The sequence below is a fragment of the Vibrio sp. 10N.261.51.A3 genome, from assembly GCF_041471965.1.
Classification (GTDB): Bacteria; Pseudomonadota; Gammaproteobacteria; order Enterobacterales; family Vibrionaceae; genus Vibrio; species Vibrio crassostreae_C.
The window spans coordinates 37075-56045 of record NZ_JBFRPK010000020.1 but is presented as its reverse complement, the minus strand read 5'-3'; the positions used below and the strand labels follow the sequence as shown (position 1 = coordinate 56045).

General features: G+C 44.9%; 18 protein-coding genes and 1 other RNA gene. 10 read left to right on the top strand and 9 right to left on the bottom strand.

Features of this window, described 5'->3' with window-relative positions; genetic code table 11:
• Positions 1-70: 70 nt before the first annotated feature.
• From tkt to mscS, 5 genes are all read left to right on the top strand, one after another.
• The gene (gene tkt, locus AB4371_RS05060) at positions 71-2065 is read left to right on the top strand and encodes a transketolase (protein ID WP_102394120.1); all 1995 of its coding nucleotides are present in this window, start codon (positions 71-73) and stop codon (positions 2063-2065) included.
• A gap of 213 nt (positions 2066-2278) precedes the next feature.
• Positions 2279-3328, top strand: coding sequence for an erythrose-4-phosphate dehydrogenase (epd, locus tag AB4371_RS05055; protein WP_032545627.1), 1050 nt, complete (start codon positions 2279-2281; stop codon positions 3326-3328).
• 166 nt (positions 3329-3494) lie between these two features.
• Complete coding sequence (locus tag AB4371_RS05050; RefSeq protein WP_017059064.1) at positions 3495-4658, top strand: phosphoglycerate kinase; 1164 nt, start codon at positions 3495-3497, stop codon at positions 4656-4658.
• A 155-nt stretch (positions 4659-4813) separates the two neighbouring features.
• On the top strand, positions 4814-5890 hold the full coding sequence (gene fbaA / locus AB4371_RS05045; RefSeq protein WP_010435694.1) for a class II fructose-bisphosphate aldolase: 1077 nt from the start codon (positions 4814-4816) through the stop codon (positions 5888-5890).
• A 377-nt stretch (positions 5891-6267) separates the two neighbouring features.
• On the top strand, positions 6268-7134 hold the full coding sequence (gene mscS / locus AB4371_RS05040; protein ID WP_017063201.1) for a small-conductance mechanosensitive channel MscS: 867 nt from the start codon (positions 6268-6270) through the stop codon (positions 7132-7134).
• Positions 7135-7230: 96 nt separating this feature from the next.
• Here the strand turns inward: mscS and AB4371_RS05035 are convergent, their stop codons facing one another.
• Complete coding sequence (locus tag AB4371_RS05035) at positions 7231-7860, bottom strand: LysE/ArgO family amino acid transporter (RefSeq protein WP_017059061.1); 630 nt, start codon at positions 7858-7860, stop codon at positions 7231-7233.
• Positions 7861-8002: 142 nt separating this feature from the next.
• Between AB4371_RS05035 and AB4371_RS05030 the strand changes: the two genes are divergently transcribed.
• Together AB4371_RS05030 and AB4371_RS05025 are read left to right on the top strand one after the other, a co-directional pair.
• Complete coding sequence (locus AB4371_RS05030) at positions 8003-8899, top strand: LysR family transcriptional regulator ArgP (protein WP_017068706.1); 897 nt, start codon at positions 8003-8005, stop codon at positions 8897-8899.
• A gap of 111 nt (positions 8900-9010) precedes the next feature.
• Positions 9011-9724, top strand: coding sequence for an oxidative stress defense protein (locus AB4371_RS05025; RefSeq protein WP_102394119.1), 714 nt, complete (start codon positions 9011-9013; stop codon positions 9722-9724).
• Between the two features lie 112 nt (positions 9725-9836).
• Here the strand turns inward: AB4371_RS05025 and serA are convergent, their stop codons facing one another.
• The 5 genes from serA to zapA form a co-directional block, all read right to left on the bottom strand.
• Positions 9837-11066: a phosphoglycerate dehydrogenase gene (serA, locus tag AB4371_RS05020; RefSeq protein WP_017059058.1), complete on the bottom strand. Its 1230-nt coding sequence runs from the start codon at positions 11064-11066 to the stop codon at positions 9837-9839.
• Positions 11067-11327: 261 nt separating this feature from the next.
• Positions 11328-11984: a ribose-5-phosphate isomerase RpiA gene (gene rpiA, locus AB4371_RS05015; RefSeq protein WP_017059057.1), complete on the bottom strand. Its 657-nt coding sequence runs from the start codon at positions 11982-11984 to the stop codon at positions 11328-11330.
• A 124-nt stretch (positions 11985-12108) separates the two neighbouring features.
• On the bottom strand, positions 12109-12708 hold the full coding sequence (locus AB4371_RS05010; RefSeq protein WP_017059056.1) for a 5-formyltetrahydrofolate cyclo-ligase: 600 nt from the start codon (positions 12706-12708) through the stop codon (positions 12109-12111).
• Between the two features lie 6 nt (positions 12709-12714).
• Positions 12715-12898: non-coding RNA, 6S RNA (gene ssrS, locus AB4371_RS05005), on the bottom strand.
• Between the two features lie 11 nt (positions 12899-12909).
• The gene (gene zapA / locus AB4371_RS05000) at positions 12910-13218 is read right to left on the bottom strand and encodes a cell division protein ZapA (protein ID WP_004735366.1); all 309 of its coding nucleotides are present in this window, start codon (positions 13216-13218) and stop codon (positions 12910-12912) included.
• A gap of 308 nt (positions 13219-13526) precedes the next feature.
• Here zapA and AB4371_RS04995 point away from each other — a divergent pair, with 308 nt between their 5' ends.
• From AB4371_RS04995 to AB4371_RS04985, 3 genes are read left to right on the top strand one after another with little or no spacing between them, the layout of a single operon-like run.
• Complete coding sequence (locus AB4371_RS04995) at positions 13527-14102, top strand: YecA family protein (RefSeq protein ID WP_017070457.1); 576 nt, start codon at positions 13527-13529, stop codon at positions 14100-14102.
• A 24-nt stretch (positions 14103-14126) separates the two neighbouring features.
• A complete protein-coding gene (gene ubiH, locus AB4371_RS04990) occupies positions 14127-15305 on the top strand; it encodes a 2-octaprenyl-6-methoxyphenyl hydroxylase (protein WP_017059054.1) in 1179 nt (392 codons plus the stop codon).
• An 11-nt stretch (positions 15306-15316) separates the two neighbouring features.
• The gene (locus AB4371_RS04985) at positions 15317-16540 is read left to right on the top strand and encodes an FAD-dependent 2-octaprenylphenol hydroxylase (RefSeq protein WP_102398275.1); all 1224 of its coding nucleotides are present in this window, start codon (positions 15317-15319) and stop codon (positions 16538-16540) included.
• A gap of 99 nt (positions 16541-16639) precedes the next feature.
• On the opposite strand, the gene AB4371_RS04980 is transcribed toward AB4371_RS04985, so the two are convergent.
• From AB4371_RS04980 to ygfZ, 3 genes are all read right to left on the bottom strand, one after another.
• Positions 16640-16846, bottom strand: a complete 207-nt coding sequence (locus AB4371_RS04980) for a DUF1107 domain-containing protein (RefSeq protein ID WP_009847660.1) — start codon at positions 16844-16846, stop codon at positions 16640-16642.
• Between the two features lie 557 nt (positions 16847-17403).
• Positions 17404-17865 carry an aminoacyl-tRNA deacylase gene (locus tag AB4371_RS04975; protein ID WP_029235114.1) on the bottom strand — a complete coding sequence of 154 codons (462 nt, stop codon included), beginning with the start codon at positions 17863-17865 and terminating at the stop codon, positions 17404-17406.
• Positions 17866-17869: 4 nt separating this feature from the next.
• Positions 17870-18841, bottom strand: coding sequence for a tRNA-modifying protein YgfZ (gene ygfZ / locus AB4371_RS04970; protein ID WP_102398276.1), 972 nt, complete (start codon positions 18839-18841; stop codon positions 17870-17872).
• Positions 18842-18971: the final 130 nt, after the last annotated feature.

Here is an 18971-nt window from a genome sequence, read left to right as displayed (position 1 = left end):
CCCGCGCTAATTAAAATGAAAACATTAGCACTATCTCTTTTTTAAATCGCTTATGTATCCAGGAGCAGACATGCCTTCTCGTAAAGATCTAGCCAATGCAATCCGCGCACTTAGCATGGACGGTGTTCAACAAGCAAATTCAGGCCACCCAGGCGCACCTATGGGTATGGCTGACATCGCTGAAGTTCTTTGGCGTGGCCACTTGAACCACAACCCAGCAAACCCAGAGTGGGCTGACCGCGACCGTTTTATCCTGTCTAACGGCCATGGTTCAATGTTGATTTACTCTCTGCTTCACCTTGCAGGCTACGAGCTTTCAATTGAAGATCTGAAAAACTTCCGTCAACTGCACTCTAAGACTCCTGGTCACCCAGAGTACGGTTACGCTCCTGGTATCGAGACAACGACGGGTCCTCTAGGTCAAGGCATCACTAACGCTGTTGGTATGGCAATGGCAGAGAAAGCACTGGCTGCACAGTTCAACAAAGAAGGCCACGACATCGTAGACCACTACACTTATGCATTCATGGGTGATGGCTGTCTGATGGAAGGTATCTCTCACGAAGCATGTTCACTAGCTGGTACGCTAGGTCTTGGTAAGCTAGTTGCTTTCTGGGATGACAACGGTATCTCTATCGATGGTGAAGTGGAAGGTTGGTTCTCTGACGATACTCCTAAGCGTTTTGAAGCATACGGCTGGCACGTAATCCCAGCAGTAGACGGTCACGATCCGGAAGCAATCAATGCAGCTATCGAAGCAGCTAAAGCAGACCCTCGTCCAACGCTTATCTGTACTAAAACTATCATCGGTTTTGGTTCTCCAAACAAAGCTGGTACGCACGACTGCCATGGCGCTCCACTAGGTGCTGATGAAATTACAGCAACTAAAGCAGCACTTGGTTGGGAACACGGTCCTTTCGAAATCCCAGCAGATATCGCAGCTGAGTGGAATGCGAAAGAAGCGGGCGCAGCAAAAGAAGCGGCGTGGAATGCTAAGTTTGACGCATACGCAGCGGCTTACCCAGAGCTAGCAGCAGAATTCAAACGTCGTACTAACGGTGAACTTCCAGCACAATGGGAAGAGAAAGCAAACGCAATCATTGCTGATCTTCAAGCTAACCCTGCAAACATTGCTTCACGTAAAGCATCTCAAAATGCTCTAGAAGCGTTTGGTCAAATGCTTCCAGAATTCATGGGCGGCTCTGCTGACCTAGCGCCTTCCAACCTAACTATGTGGTCTGGTTCTAAGTCTCTTGAAGCAACTGACTTCTCTGGTAACTACATCCACTACGGTGTACGTGAATTCGGTATGACGGCTATCATGAACGGCATCGCTCTGCACGGTGGTTTCGTACCATACGGCGCAACGTTCCTAATGTTCATGGAATACGCGCGTAACGCAATGCGTATGGCTGCTCTGATGAAAGTTCAGAACATCCAAGTTTACACGCACGACTCTATCGGCTTAGGCGAAGATGGTCCTACTCACCAACCGGTTGAACAGATCGCTTCTCTACGTCTAACGCCAAACATGAGCACATGGCGCCCATGTGACCAAGTTGAGTCTGCTGTTGCTTGGAAACTGGCTATTGAGCGTAAAGATGGTCCTTCATCTTTAATCTTCTCTCGTCAAAACCTTGCACAACAAGATCGTAATGCTGAGCAAGTAGCTAACATCGCTAAGGGTGGTTACATCCTGAAAGATTGTGAAGGCAAGCCTGAGCTAATCATCATTGCAACAGGTTCTGAAGTTGAGCTTGCTGTTGAAGCTGCTGCACAGTTAACCGCTGAAGGTAAAGCAGTACGCGTAGTATCTATGCCTGCAACTGACGCGTTCGACAAGCAAGATGCTGAATACCGTGAGTCTGTACTTCCATCTGACGTTACTGCTCGTATCGCAGTAGAAGCTGGCATCGCTGACTTCTGGTACAAGTACGTTGGTTTCGGTGGCAAGATCATCGGTATGACAACGTTCGGCGAATCTGCACCAGCAGGCGAGCTATTCAAGATGTTCGGTTTCACTACTGAAAACGTAGTAAACACCGCGAAAGAGCTTCTTGCTTAATCATTGATTGCTAGCTTAGTGCTAACAATGAAATGAATAAAAAAACCGAGCGCTGAGCTCGGTTTTTTGTCTCTGGGATTTGTTTCTCCTAGACTCATCTCTATAAGCAACAGATCAATCTGTCATGAACAAGCTGAGTTATTCAAGTAATGCCTTTTGGGTAGGATTCAGTTATCATCTGTTGCACGAAATTTTGGTTAGATGTACGGAACTATGCTAAAAGTCGCGATAAATGGATTTGGACGAATAGGGCGTAATGTATTGCGCGCTGTCTATGAAAGTGGCAAAAGCCAACAAATCAAAGTAGTAGCGGTCAATGAGCTTGCTCAGCCTGACGCTATGGCTCACCTATTGCAGTACGACACCAGTCACGGCCGCTTCGGTAAGAAAATCTCTAACGATCAAGAGCACATTTATGTCCATCATGGCATTGGTGCTGAAGACAAGGGTGAGTTTGATACCATTCGTATCTTACATCTTGCTGATATTGAGCTGTTGCCTTGGCGTGACCTTGAGGTGGATATCGTTCTCGATTGTACCGGTGTTTATGGTTGCCGAGATGACGGCCTCGCGCACATTGCTGCAGGGGCGAAAAAGGTACTGTTTTCTCACCCCGGTGCCAATGACCTCGATAACACCATTATCTATGGTGTGAACCACGATACCATCGAAGCGGACCACCAAATCGTTTCCAATGGTTCGTGCACCACCAACTGTATTGTCCCTATCATTAAGGTTCTTGATGACGCCTTTGGTATCGAGTCCGGTACGATTACGACTATTCACTCTTCAATGAATGATCAACAAGTTATCGATGCGTACCACAGCGATTTGCGTCGTACTCGAGCAGCAAGCCAATCGATCATTCCTGTCGATACCAAGTTGCATAAAGGTATTGAAAGAATCTTCCCGAAATTTTCCAACAAATTTGAAGCTATATCTGTGCGTGTGCCGACGGTAAACGTAACAGCGATGGATTTAAGTGTCACAATTAATGCAAATGTGAAAGTTAATGACGTAAATCAAACCATTGTTAATGCATCCCAGTGTACATTACACAATATAGTTGACTATACTGAAGCGCCGCTCGTTTCCATCGACTTTAATCACGATCCCCATAGCGCAATCGTTGATGGTTCACAAACGCGAGTGAGCAACGGCCACTTAGTTAAAATGCTAGTGTGGTGTGATAATGAATGGGGCTTTGCGAACCGAATGCTGGATACGGTTCTTGCAATGCAAGCTTCTGAAGGCAAGAAGTAAGACCTAGAAGCAAATGTGCGGATTATTTATTTTTTAGCTTGAAATAAATACTAAGAGTCCACATATTATTAGTAGTGAAAGAATTACCAGTTGAATAATTTATAGGCTTAGCAGGGTTGCTGAGTTTCCAAAACTTTATATTTATTTAAATTTGAGAGGACAAATCATGTCTGTGATCAAGATGACTGACCTGGAACTTGCAGGTAAACGCGTATTTATCCGTGCTGACCTAAACGTACCAGTAAAAGACGGTAAAGTAACTTCAGATGCACGTATCCTTGCATCTCTACCAACTATCAAACTTTGCCTAGAAGCTGGCGCAAAGGTAATGGTTACTTCTCACCTTGGTCGTCCTACTGAAGGCGAATACAACGAAGAGTTCTCTCTAGCTCCTGTAGTTAACTACCTAAACGACGCACTAGACTGCGAAGTTAAACTAGCTAAAGATTACGTAAACGGCCTAGAGCTAAACGCTGGTGAACTTGTTGTTCTTGAAAACGTTCGTTTCAACAAAGGCGAGAAGAAGAACGAAGAAGCACTTTCTAAGCAATACGCTGCACTATGTGACATCTTTGTAATGGATGCATTCGGTACAGCTCACCGTGCTCAAGCTTCTACACACGGCGTTGGTACTTACGCTCCTGTAGCATGTGCTGGCCCTCTTCTAGCTGCTGAGCTTGAAGCGCTTGGTAAAGCAATGGACAACCCAGCTCGCCCACTAGTGGCTATCGTTGGTGGTTCTAAAGTTTCTACTAAACTAACCGTTCTAGAATCTCTTTCTAAAATTGCTGACCAGCTTGTTGTTGGTGGTGGTATCGCGAACACATTCATCGCTGCTGAAGGCCACAACGTAGGTAAGTCTCTATACGAAGCTGACCTAGTTGAAACGGCTCAAAAGCTAATGAAAGAGTGTGCTATCCCAGTAGCAACTGACGTTGCATGTGCTAAAGCATTCGACGAAAACGCAGAAGCTGAAATCAAGCACGTTTCTGAAGTTCAAGACGACGACATGATCTTCGACCTTGGTCCAGATTCAACTGCGGCACTAGCTGAAATCATCGGCAACGCGAAAACAATCCTTTGGAACGGCCCTGTAGGCGTATTCGAATTCAAGAACTTCGAAGCGGGTACAGCTGGTATCTCTAAAGCAATCGCTGAGTCTGCAGGTTTCTCTGTAGCAGGTGGTGGTGACACGCTAGCAGCTATCGATAAGTTCGGTATCAAAGCTGACGTTTCTTACATCTCTACTGGCGGTGGCGCTTTCCTTGAATTCGTTGAAGGTAAAGTACTTCCTGCAGTAGCAATGCTTGAAGAGCGTGCTAAAGCATAATTGATTTAGAAAGGCGAGATGTGAATCTCGCCTTTTAACGTTTGCTGCATATCACACTTTTTTGCTAGAATGGCATAAGTTGTGAGCAAACGATTGCAAGTTTTTAAACTTAAGTTTTTTAATCTTAAAACGATAGAATAAATAGGACTATTTCCATGTCTAAGATCTTCGATTTTGTAAAACCTGGTGTGATTTCTGGCGATGACGTACAGAAAGTATTTGAAGTAGCAAAAGAAAACAAATTTGCTCTTCCTGCTGTAAACGTTGTTGGTACTGACTCTGTAAACGCAGTACTAGAAGCAGCTGCTAAAGTTAAAGCTCCAGTAGTTGTTCAGTTCTCTAACGGCGGCGCTGCATTCTTCGCAGGTAAAGGCGTTAAACTTGAAGGTCAAGGCGCACAAGTTCTTGGCGCTGTAGCTGGTGCAAAATACGTACACGCTGTAGCTGAAGCTTACGGTGTTCCAGTTATCCTGCACACTGACCACGCTGCTAAGAAACTTCTTCCATGGATCGACGGTCTACTAGACGCTGGTGAAGAGTTCTTCGCACAAACTGGTAAGCCTCTATTCTCTTCTCACATGCTAGACCTTTCTGAAGAGTCTCTAGAAGAGAACATCGAAACATGTGCTAAGTACCTAGAGCGCATGGCTAAAATGAACATGACAATCGAGATCGAACTTGGTTGTACTGGTGGTGAAGAAGACGGCGTTGATAACTCTGATATGGACGCATCTGAGCTTTACACTTCTCCAGAAGACGTAGCATACGCTTACGAGAAACTAATGGCTGTTAGCCCACGTTTCACTATCGCTGCATCTTTCGGTAACGTACACGGTGTTTACCAAGCTGGTAACGTTGTACTTACTCCAACTATCCTACGTGACTCTCAAGCATACTGTGCAGAGAAGTTCGGTATCGCACCTAACGCTCTAAACTTCGTATTCCACGGTGGTTCTGGTTCTTCTGAAGCAGAAATCCAAGAGTCTATCGGCTACGGTGTTATCAAAATGAACATCGATACTGATACACAGTGGGCAACTTGGGACGGTATCCGTCAGTACTCTGCTGACAACTTCGATTTCCTACAAGGTCAAATCGGCAACCCAACTGGCGAAGCTGCTCCAAACAAGAAGTACTACGATCCACGCGTATGGCTACGTGCTGGTCAAGCTTCAATGGTTGCTCGTCTAGAGAAAGCATTTGCTGACCTTAACGCTGTAGACGTACTATAATTCTTTGAATTAAGTACTCTTTAAGTTTTAAAAACCCGCTCATTGAGCGGGTTTTTTTATATCTGATAAAAACTTGTACTAAATATGTGAAAAACCTAGCGTGCGGTGAATAAATTTCGTAGTCTTTTAGTTATCGGTATTTGTGTTTATCGGTAAGTTTTAATAATTCAAAAGCTTACATAAATATGACTTTGCAATCTGTCAAAGATAGGATATCGTGCCGAAAAACTGAACTTGGTTCAGTTTATAAAAAGGACTTGGCTTTAATTTACTTTTAACACAATGACTTAACGGTAATTACACTGTTTATTATATTGCAGAGTAAATGAGGCTTAAGGCAGTTTAGCCCATAGCATATTATATAGAGGATGCACATTATGGCTGATAGTTCGACAGCGATTGAGACTCCACTTGTGGATGGTTTGTCTCAAGCAGAGCAGTGGTTAACAAATAATTCAGATTTATTTATCCAATATGGCGTAAATATCATTTCAGCACTGATAATTCTATTTATTGGTAACCTTATTGTTAAAGCAGTAGCGAATAGCGTGTCTAAGGTTCTTCAGAAGAAGAAAATGGACCGAGCAGTTGTGGAGTTCGTCCATGGTTTAGTTCGTTACTTGTTGTTTGTGATTGTTTTAATTGCTGCACTTGGTCGTTTAGGTGTTCAAACGGCATCTGTAGTTGCTGTTATTGGTGCGGCTGGTTTAGCCGTTGGTCTTGCACTACAAGGCTCACTATCTAACTTTGCTGCTGGTGTACTTATCGTTGCATTCCGTCCATTTAAGTCTGGTGACTATGTGGAAATTGGTGGTGTGGCAGGTTCAGTTGATTCTATTCAAATCTTCCAAACGGTTCTAACAACGCCAGACAACAAAATGGTTGTAGTACCTAACGGTAGCGTTATCGGCAGCCCAATCACAAACTATTCTCGTCATGCGACGCGCCGTATTGATCTAATGATTGGTGTTTCTTACAACGCTGATCTTCAGAAGACAAAAGCGCTACTGACTAAGATCTGTGAATCTGATGAGCGTGTACTGAAAGAACCTGGCGTTCAAGTTGGTGTTCATACGCTTGCTGATTCTTCAGTTAACTTCGTTGTTCGTCCATGGGTTAGCACTGCTGACTACTGGAATGTTTATTTCGACCTGATGCAAGCAATCAAAGAAGGCTTGGATAACGAGGGTATCGAAATTCCATTCCCGCAAATGGATGTACATATGAATAAAGTAGAAGCTTAATTCCTAGTTAGTTTTTATAACTATAAGCTTTTATAAGGAAAGGCGGATAACTTAGGTTATCCGCCTTTTTTGTTGGTTTCATGAAGCTAAATAGATTTACCAGTATTGCTCAATAAGTCCATCGGTAAGCACCGTTGCTATGGCGAACATCATGGTTGCGACTGCGATATCAATGCCTTTCTTAACCTTAGGTTTAGATAGCGTCGGGCCTAGTTTTGCAGCGCCTAATGACAAAGAATAGAACCAGACGAACGAAGCCAATATAGTCCCCATAGCAAATGCAATTCTGTCGTTGCCTTCAAATTGCCCACCAATGGATCCAAGAATTACCACGGTATCCAAATAGAGATGTGGGTTTAATACTGTTACTGCCAATGCCCCTAAAATAACGGTGCGCTTGCCACGCGCTAATATCTCACCTTTCGACTCATCACTGGTGCGCACTTTGAATGCACTGCGTAGTGAGAGCAAACCATACACGGTCAGAAAAGCGATGCCACCTAGTGTCACTGAGGTAAGCAGTAATTCATTTTGCGACAAGATCGCTCCGCCGCCAAAAATGCCTAATGAGATAAACAGAGTATCGAGCAGGCTACAAATCGTTGCTGTCGTTAAATGATGATTGCGTTTTATCCCTTGATTTAGGACGTACGCATTCTGAGCGCCAATAGGGATAATCATACTTGCCCCTAGACCAAAACCTTGTAATAAAACCCAAAAACTCATTTTAACCTCCACTTATTTAACGATATTTACGTGCTATATGGCGAAGATACTCTGACCCTTTAAATAAGTATAATTAATGATTTTAATCCATTATTAGAGTTGCTAATGTGGTGATGAGTTAGCTTAAAAAGGAAGCAAATTGATGCGCGGATTGGATTATAAATGGATTGAAGCACTGGATGCTGTAGTAAAACAACGTAGCTTCGAAAGGGCTGCTGAGCAGTTATATATCTCCCAGTCGGCGGTATCTCAACGCATCAAACAGCTGGAAAAGTGGTTGGCTCAGCCAGCCTTGGTGAGAGAAAGCCCGCCTAGGCCAACGCCTGCGGGTAAAAAACTACTGGGCTTATATCGCCGTGTTCGTTTGTTAGAGCACGAGCTTGTGCCTGAGTTGATGAATGAAGAGGGTAATCAACCACTATCGATATCCATAGCCACCAACGCTGATAGTTTGGCGACATGGTTGCTACCAGCTTTGTCGGATGTGATTAAGTCTCGCCAAGTCGAGTTGAACCTCGCGATTCATGGTGAGTCGAGAACCATTGAAAAGATTAAAAGTGGCGAGGTGGCCGGTGCAATCAGTTTGGAGTCTCAAGCGATTCCTGGCTGCAGTGCTGACTATCTCGGTAGGATGGATTATGTGTGCGTGGCTAGCCCTGACTTTCATCAGCGTTACTTTGCAGAGGGCGTAAACTACGCCACCTTAAGCAAAGCACCTGCGGTTTCCTATGATCAATACGATGATCTGCATAAGAAGTTTCTGCATGATCATTTTAACGTCCCGAGAGACAGTGTGATCAATCATACAGTCGGCAGTTCAGAAGCATTTGTGCGCTTGGCATTATCGGGTGTAGCCTATTGCTTGATCCCCCGATTACAGATTATCGATGAGCTCGAGTCTGGTGCTCTGATTGATATTACCCCTGGCTTTCTGCTCTCTTATCGCATCTATTGGCACCATTGGCAGCTTGAGAGCGGAGTATTAAAAGAGGTATCCCAAGCAATATTGAGTTTTGCTCACAATCACTTACCTCAGTAAACTGTTGGTTTTTTTAGCGTCAAAGTTCTGTTAGAAGTGTGTGCTCTGGATTGGCTAAACGATAAATTGCTCTATGATGAAAGGACATTTGTTTAGCATAGGTCATACCTAATGAAGCTTGTACCAAAGATGTTAGCAACGTCTCTTACTCTTACTGTGGCGTTGAGTGCTGTGAGTTTTCCATCATTGGCTGACTCTCCATCCTTTCCTCATATTTCAACGACAGGCTATGGTGAAGTGATCGCTACACCTGATATGGCGACATTCTCTGTGAGAGTCGTGGAATCGACGATGACTGCTGAACAGGCTAAAAATACCGTTGATAAAGTCGTGACAGGCTTTCTAAACAAGCTGCATCAAGCTGGTGTTGATGAGGCGAGTGTACACAGCTCTAACCTGTATTTATCTCCTCAATATCATTACCCGAAAGATGGCAAACCGGAACTGGTTGGCTACCGCGCCTCACGTAATGTGACCGTTCAAGTGACTGAGCTAGCTAATCTTAATGAGTACATGGATATTGCGATTGGAGAAGGCATTAATCAGATCGACAACATCCAACTGCAAGTTCGCGACCAAGCTAAGTATCAAGAGCAAGCGCGCTTAGAAGCCATTAAAGATGCGACATCAAAAGCTAAATCATTGGCGAGTGGTTTTGAGCGCGAGTTAGGTGATGTATGGCGCGTGGATTACAACGCCCAATCTTCTCAGCCAGTACTCATGCGTTCAATGGCGATGGATGCAAGAACAGAATCGAACTCTTATGAAGACTCAACGATCACCATTCGTGATCGCGTGAATGTGATCTACCAGATCGAAGAGTAATGACAGTGCTATAGAAGGTTTTGGATCATGACGACCTAATTACCTACGATAGGCCAAATGCTAAAAAGGCTCTCATGATGAGAGCCTTTTTTATGCATTTTGAGTGCGATGATTAGTGAAGAAGACGAGCACGGATTGTGCCTTCGATCTCTTTCAGTTTAAGCAGTGCTTCTTCAGAGCGATCGGCTTCTACATCGATAACGACATAACCCATATCAGCCGCAGTCTGTAGGTATTGACCCGCGATGTTGATCCCTTCCTCAGCGAAGATGGTGTTGATCTGAGTTAGGATGCCTGGGCGGTTTTCGTGAATGTGTAATAAACGAGACGTTCCAGTATGCAGTGGTAGTGATACCTCAGGGAAGTTAACACTTGATAGCGTAGAGCCGTTATCAGAGTATTTCGCTAGCTTACCAGCAACTTCAACACCAATGTTCTCTTGTGCTTCTTGAGTTGAACCACCCACGTGAGGCGTTAGGATCACGTTATCGAACTGCATTAATGGAGACTCAAACGGGTCTGCATTGGTTTTTGGTTCTGTTGGGAAAACATCAATAGCCGCACCTGCAAGGTGTCCAGACTCCAGAGCGCCACACAGAGCAGGAATATCGACTACCGTGCCACGAGCTGCGTTGATAAAGATAGAACCAGGCTTCATGCGCTCGAACTCTTCTTTACCCATCATGTCTTTTGTTTCGTTGGTTTCAGGTACATGCAAAGAGATTACGTCACACTTGTTCAGTAATTCCGTCATGGTATGAACTTGCGTTGCGTTACCCAGAGACAGTTTGTTTTCAATGTCGTAGAAGTAAACACGCATGCCAAGGTTTTCAGCAATAATACCCAGTTGAGTACCGATGTGACCGTAGCCAATAATACCTAAACGCTTACCACGGGCTTCGTAAGAGTTGTCGGCACTCTTTTTCCAGATGCCACGGTGTGCAAGCGCGTTCTTTTCTGGAATGCCACGTAGTAGCAATAGAACCTGACCAAGAACGAGCTCAGCAACGCTTCGAGTGTTTGAGAACGGTGCGTTGAACACAGGGATACCGCGTTTTGCTGCTGCTTGAAGGTTGACTTGGTTAGTACCAATACAGAAACAACCGACGGCAACCAGCTTTTCAGCTGCATCAATAACTTCTTGGGAGATATTAGTGCGAGAACGAATACCAATGAAATGAGCATCTTTTACTGCTTCAAGAAGTTCATCTTCCGGTAGCGAGCCTTTGTGGTACTCAATGTTTGTGTAACCAGCGGCTTGCAGTACTTCTACAGAAGAAGGGTGAAGACCTTCTAGAAGTAGAATTTTAATTTTTTCTTTTTCCAGTGAAACTTTGGCCATTGTTCTCGTCCTTAAAATGGAAAGGTTGGGCAAATGCGGCGCACGTGCTACAAAATGGCTGAAAGGGGAACAAATTCACCACTTTGTTAGGAGACAAACGTTTTCCCTGTGCGTCTTCTGAACAATAAAGTAACAAAAAAAAAATGTTTTGGGTAAGAAAATTACGGAATAAGACATAATTTTACAGCAATAAAGCAAAAAAAACGGCGCCCTAGGGCACCGTATGTAATGAAGTAACAGAAAAACTCAATCTTCTATTATTTATTCTTCGATTTTTGCACCTTCAGGCGTGCCGGTGATAACCACATCAGCACCACGGTGAGCGAACAGACCAACCGTCACCACACCAGCTATACCATTGATGATATCTTCTAGTTGTTTCGGGTTTTCGATCGCCATGCCGTACACATCTAGGATCACGTTGCCGTTATCGGTTGTGCAGCCTTCGCGGTAAACTGGGTCACCACCAAGCTTAACCAACTCACGTGCCACGTATGAACGTGCCATTGGGATTACTTCAACAGGCAGTGGGAATTTACCCAACACATCAACTGCTTTAGTACCGTCAACAATACACACAAACTTATCAGAGATAGCCGCTACGATTTTTTCACGAGTCAAAGCAGCGCCGCCGCCTTTGATCATATCGCGAGTTGGGTTGATTTCATCTGCGCCATCAACATAGATGTCTAGCTTAGCGACATCGTTACACTCATACACTTTGATCTCTAGCTCTTCTAGTCGCTGCGTTGAAGCAACAGAGCTTGAAACCGCACCTTTGATTTTGTCTTTCATTGTGCCTAGTGCGTCGATGAAGTGATTTACTGTAGAGCCAGTACCTACACCTACAATGCTGCCTTCTTCAACATATTGAAGTGCTGCCCAGCCAGCTGCTTTTTTCATTTCATCTTGAGTCATGCCATTCTCCTGAATAAGGTCTTGCGCTTTGAATTGATCGTTTGCGTAATGATGAAGTTAACGTTTAGATATTGAGTTAACGTTTCTATATCGAGGTTAACGTTTGCGGCGCGATTATAGCGCTTTAATGGTTGTTTTCCCATTGCCAAGTTTTACTCGGAGTCACGATTTTAGGTAACGGAATGTCCCATTCTTCAATCGGTAGCGTATCAACATGTTGGCAATCATGAGCCAAACCAATAGGAGCTGCACCTTCGCCCGTCTCGAACCACTTTGCCAAGGTGCGATCGTAATATCCGCCGCCCATACCTAAACGATGGCCATGGGAGTCAAAGCCGACAAGGGGCGTAAGAATAAGGTCGAGTTGCTGACAAGGTTTAACCAGCATTTGATTGAGCTGAGGTTCGACAATACCGTACTTATTCAAGACCGTCGGTGTGGTTGGCGAGTAGTGTAAAAACAGCAGGTGCCCGGCAGAGAAGGGGTGCAATACTGGTAAATAAGTTTGCTTACCTTGCGCCCATAACCATTCGATTAAAGGCTGAGTATCGAGTTCGCCATCGATAGAGATATAGAGGGCAATATGCTGAGCAGACTGAATTTCATCAAGCTGCATGCACTGCTTAACTAAGTCGATACCGGATTGAGTTTGTTGGTCGCCAGATAAGGCATTGCGTTTGATACGGATCTGTTTGCGAAATTCGCTGCGTGTGAGCGTCTTCATAAGAAGGGATACCCCAAAGTGCCGTTGAGAATAGATGGCCCTTGAACCAGCGAGTTCAAGGCGGATCAGCAATGATTACCGTAGGCTTCTCGGTCGGGCCGAGCATGCTCAATAGCACTCAAGTACTAACCCTTAGGGATTGCTTATCGGCTCGGGGACGTGAATCCTCTGACAAACACTCCAGGGTAAATTTTGTGTACGCTATTGCTGTCCGTGCTTAACTTTACTGAGGACATCTGAAAGTGATGTCGTGAGCTGTTCCATTCGCTCGGTCAGTGCGTTTTGTTCATCATTTGCTTCAAACTTCTTGGTTTGTAATTCGTAGCAAATATTCAGAGCTGCGATAGTCAGCAGCTTCACTTCATTGGTTACCTTAGTACGTTCAGCCATCTCTTTCAATCGATTATCAAGATCGGCCGCCGCTGCAATCAATGACTCTTCTTGCCCTGGTGGACAATTCACTCGAGTCAGTTTTCCTAATATTTCAACGTCTACCGCTTGATTACTCATGATGGATGAACTCTTTAACGCGCTATTTTAAGGCTGTTGCCCTTCGCCATTTTTTGAGAAAGAAAAAGTGCAAGTACCGATGAGGAAGCAATCTCCTCTGAGGGAGAAACTATAGGTAAACCGCTATTAAGATTCAAGCTTTTCAGAGTGACTGTTTGTAAATGAGAGCTTGAGCACACAGTAATTCAGCAAATTGAACAATTGGTAGTCAGTCATCCTTCAATTGCTGGGGATCGATGCTTACCAGAATTGGGGTGAAGTGGTACGATTATACTATCGATATAAAGAATAACTGAGCGAGCTATCTGATGAGCGAAACTACTTTACCTGACTACCTAACGGTTGCGACTGAACTTCAATCGGCAAGTCTAGCCGTAACCCCTGCTGAGATGCACGGTTTATTAACGGGTATGTTAAGCGGAGGCTTAAGCCTTGCAGATAAAAGCTGGCAACCACTGATCTTCGATTACACCAATGAAGGCATGGGTTGGCCAGATCGCGCATTAACGCTAGCGGAAGCGACACTGAAAGTAACGACCAGTGAAATCACAGGTTCGGGTATGGAATTGTCTATGTTGCTGCCTGACGAAGACGCAAGCGCAAGCCTATTTGACTTGGCTGATGGTGTGTCTGATTGGATTAACCATTTCATTTCTGGTCTAGGCTTGGTTGGCGCTCAATTGAATAAAGCGTCTGACAGTACAAAAGAAGCATTAGCTGATCTAGAAGAGATGGCCAAGCTAGGCATTGACGAAGAAGATGATCTGGAAGAGCAAGCGCAGCTTCTAGAGCACGTTATTGAGCACGTAAAAGCGTGTGCACTAACGATTCATGCTGAATTTGGTGCTCGCCCATCTGAAGATGCGGCGCCTACCATTCATTAATTCGTTGGCCGGTTTGAGGTTATGATGGCTCAGTATGATGTTGTAATTGCTGGTGGCGCAATGGCAGGGGCAACCTTAGCCCTTGCTTTGAATCACCTAAGCCAAGGTTCACTGTCGATTGCGGTAGTGGAGCCTTATCAGGTTGATCATCAAGCTCACCCTGGGTTTGATTCTCGTTCGATTGCTTTGTCCTATGGCACGGTGCAGATCCTGGATTCTTTGCGCTTATGGCAATCTATCGCTCCGGTCGCGACCCCGATTAAAGATATCCATGTTTCGGATCGCGGGCATGCCGGAATGACAGACATCTACAGTGAAGAGCTTGCTGTAGATGCGCTTGGCTACGTGGTCGAGTTAGCAGATGTGGGTCGAATCTATCAGCAGAAACTTGAATCAGAAGCGGCAATTACCATGCTTTGTCCTGAGTCTGTTAGTAAAGTTGAACGTGAAGAAGCGTTGACGACGATTGAACTGACAAGTGGGCAAACAGTAACCACTAAGTTACTGGTTGCTGCTGACGGTGCAATCTCAACCTGTTGCCAACAGCTCAATATCTCATTGAGTGAGCACGACTTTGAGCAAGTCGCTGTGATTGCCAATATTGTGGCGAGTGAACCTCACCAAGGTCGCGCATTTGAGCGTTTTACCCATCATGGGCCAGTTGCTCTATTACCGATGAGTGACAACCGTTTATCGCTGGTTTGGTGTTTAACACCAGAGCAAGCACAAAAAGTGATGACGCTAAACGACAATGAATTTCTTGAGCAATTGCAGAATGACTTTGGCTGGCGACTTGGCCGATTAGAGAAGGTCGGCAAGCGCGCGAGTTACCCTCTGATTCTTCGTCACCGACAGCAAAATATCTCTCATCGATTTGCCATTGTTGGTAATGCTGCTCAAACGCTTCACCCAATTGCGGGGCAAGGCTTTAACCTAGGCATCCGAGATGTGGCTTCCTTGGCAGAAGAGTTGTGTACCCAGTTAGATGATGTAGGTCGTTACCGTGGTCTTGTTAACTTTAGAAAGCGTAGAGAACAAGACCGAGACGCAACGATCACGTTGACTTCAAGCCTAGTTCACCTGTTCTCAAACGATTATATGACCGCTCGCATTGGGCGTAATCTTGGGTTAGCCGTAATAGATAACCTTCCACCACTTAAAGGTCCACTTTTGCGTCATACGCTTGGCCTAGTAGAAAGATAAGGTAATAAATAATGATGCAAAGTGTTGATATCGCGATTGTTGGTGGTGGCATGGTTGGCCTAGCGCTTGCTGCTGCCCTAAAAGACAGTGACCTAAGAATCGCTGTCATTGAAGGCAGAGCGCCTAGTGAAGGGCTGAGTGAGCTGCCTGATGTGCGTGTATCCGCGTTGAGTCGTTCTAGTGAAGTGATTCTTCGTAACCTAGGTGCATGGCAAGGTATCGAACAAAGACGCGCTGCACCGTATCAAGCGATGGAAGTGTGGGAACAAGACAGTTTCGCTCGTATTGAGTTTGACTCGACACGCTTGGCTCAGCCTAATCTTGGTCATATCGTTGAAAACCGTGTGATTCAATTAGCGCTGCTTGATCGGGTTAAGAAACAAGACAACGTCAGCCTGTATATGCCCGCAACGTGTAAAACGATGGCGATTGGTGAAAGTGAAGCTTGGTTAACATTGGACAATGGTCAAGCACTGACAGCTAAGTTAGTTGTTGGAGCAGACGGCGCAAACTCTTGGGTTCGTAAGCAGCAAGATATCCCATTAACACATTGGGATTACGGACACAGTGCGATTGTCGCGAACATCAAAACCACAGAGCCGCACCACAGCGTTGCTCGTCAAATCTTCACGCCTCAAGGCCCATTGGCATTCCTACCAATGCAACCAAGCAACATGAGCTCGATTGTTTGGTCTACGGAACCAAATCGTGCCGAGAACCTCGTATCAATGTCGGATGCTGAATTCAACAAGCAGTTAACAGCTGAGTTCGATGCAAAGCTGGGCTTATGTGAAGTGGTGGGTGACCGTTTTGCCTTCCCACTGCGCATGCGTTATGCGCGTGACTTTGCGGTAGAGCGTGTGGCTTTGGTTGGTGATGCTGCTCATACCATTCACCCATTAGCAGGGCAGGGTGTGAACCTTGGCTTATTAGACGCAGCAAGTTTAGCGCAAGAGCTGTTAAAGCTATGGTCTGCGGGTGAGGATATTGGCACCAAGCGTAATCTTCGCGGCTACGAGCGCTGGAGAAAAGCAGAGGCGGCGAAAATGATTGCTTCAATGCAGGGCTTTAAAGATCTGTTTGAAGGCGATAACCCAGCTAAGAAGCTGATTCGTGGCATTGGTATGAAGCTTGCGGGCCAATTACCGGGTGCGAAAGATGAGATCATGAAGCGCGCACTGGGTTTGTCTGGCAATCTTCCTGACTTAGCTAAGCGTCCAGTGACTTATCGATAATGACATAGTGTTCTGGTGGTATATCGAATCATCATTGGTACGAAAAAAGGGTTTGCATAATGCCAACCCTTTTTGTTTTTAATTCTGTAGATAATCAGGTCATGCGTACGCGCAGCGCAGTTTCATGATTTCACTATTTATTTCTTTCACTGTTTGAAAGTGACGTTTTTCTGCTCGGTCTGGTAGCACTAGCTTACCGTTATCAAACTCAAATTTTCCTACGCCGTAAATGTAGATTCGTCCTTTGAAAAGTCGACTTACATGTTTAGCAATCATACTCGGTGTATAGCGCTTAAACAGTCTCATTCTTAATTATCCTTATATTTACCTAGCCTGCATATTATAGAAAAACTCCGAGATAATAATTGTGATAAGCATGGAGTTATATGCAGTAGCGTTGACGTTAATTAGATATTTGTGCTGTTCTAAGCACTTTCTTCAGTAAATATCTATTTTTACGTGAGCTCCTCCCCAAAATAATACTGAGTAGTGAACTGCCGTGAACTTTTCTGTTCAGTATTAAGCAGTGATAATGTTACAAGTATAAGAATAGGCGGGATTTTTTTGTTTGTGTAATCAAATTGTAAATTTCGGACAAAAAAAAGCCCGTCTAAAACGGGCGAATAGTCACAGATGCATTACACAAAAGTGGATACTGATGTTACTCAGTGGATTCACTTGCACTGATTTGCTTAATAGCTAGTCAGTAAATTTACAATAACGCAAATTTAACTTTGTGACTACTTATGCTTTTATTTTGAGTAACTATTTATTGATGGTGTGTTCTTCTTATGACGAGGTTCACACTAAAAATGTACTCAATGAAATATTAAAATGAAGTTTGCGAAGCATGATCTAAACGATCATCGACTGATGTCCGCGACGGTCGGTGCACATAGCGCCATAAGATCATTGAGATCCAGCGCAACGCCAGCCATTCGGTCGCCGGAGCTAATGGTTACGGTCGAGTTGTTTTGAATGGAAGGATCAAAAATGATCGGCATGTGTCTCTTGAGAGCGAGCGGACCAACACAACCCACTTTAAAACCGGTGATCGCTTCAACATCAGCGAGCGACACGCAGGTCATTCGACGGCAATTCAGTACCGAGCGTACTTTCTTGGGGTCGACAGAGCGATCGCCAGCAGTACAGGCTAACGCATACTGGTTGCCCATATCCTTGAGCAGGATGCACTTCACCATTTGAGAGGCGTCGATGCCTCGCTCTTGTGCAGTTTCTTCAATGCTGGTGGTTGGCTTGCTTTGCATCAGCAGGCGATAATTCACCTGCTGTTGATCCAGCCATTGTGTAATCTGCGTTTCCACGTGGTTACTCGTCGTCAAGGCTGTACGGCAGTGGCAGGATATTCCATGTTTGATCAGGCTGCGCGGTCAGTCGCAGCTGAACATCGTCATCAAGGTTGTTTGGCAGTACCATCAAACCAATCGCTCGGTTATCAGCAAATTGATAGACGTTTAATAGTCGGCCTGCGCCACGCCAGTTCTCACCCACACTACGTTCCAGTTCAATAGGGTTTTCTAACGACAGCACGTCCGCAGTTGTGCCCGACACAATGCGCATCTCACGCTTGTTCATGCCACGGTACTTAGCACGAGCAACCGTTTCTTGACCTGTGTAACAGCCTTTTGAAAAGCTGATACCGCCAATCGCTTGCAGGTTAAGCGCTTGAGGGATGTGCTCGTTTTGCTCTGCTTTCGATAGGTTAGGCTGAGCATCAAGAATTTCATGATATTGCCAAAGTGTTTCTGATACTTTCTCCGCAGCGCTGTTTGATACCAAGGCTTCAGCGGCTTCTTCTGTCACAAGTAGAGCCCAGCGGTTATCTGCAACTTGAACCGCTGTACCACCAGAGATAGCACGCACATTACCTTGGCTTTCTGAAATAGAATCAATGTATTGATTAGCTGACGAACCCATCACACCGATAACAACGTCAGACGTTTGCTCGATATCGACCTTAGAGAACACCGCGTACTTCTTGATTTCAACGAGCTCGACTTCAATCGCTGATTTAGGTTGCATGAGTGCGTAGCCACCGTTGTGGTGGAACAAACGAAAGATACTCCATACCTTTCCTTTTGCATCACAGTGCGCGCCTAATGTGGATTCATCATTAGGAAGAGTGACGACATCGCACGTTACTTGACCCTGTAGGTACGACTTTTTGTCATCGCCTATCATGGTAATTGCACTCCAGTCTGATACGTGTGTCATCATCAGTTCTGGAAGCGATTCATTTTGCGTATGAGCGAGTGGCTGAAATATGTTTTTCCAATCCATTTTATCTTTCCTAAGAATTTTATTTGGCTCTATGTTAATCCGGTTCTGTTTCTTTGTCAGCCTAGGTTTTTTTGTGAGCTTAGATAGGGACTGTGACTCACATAGTAGTTGCAAGGCGTATGACTTGTTA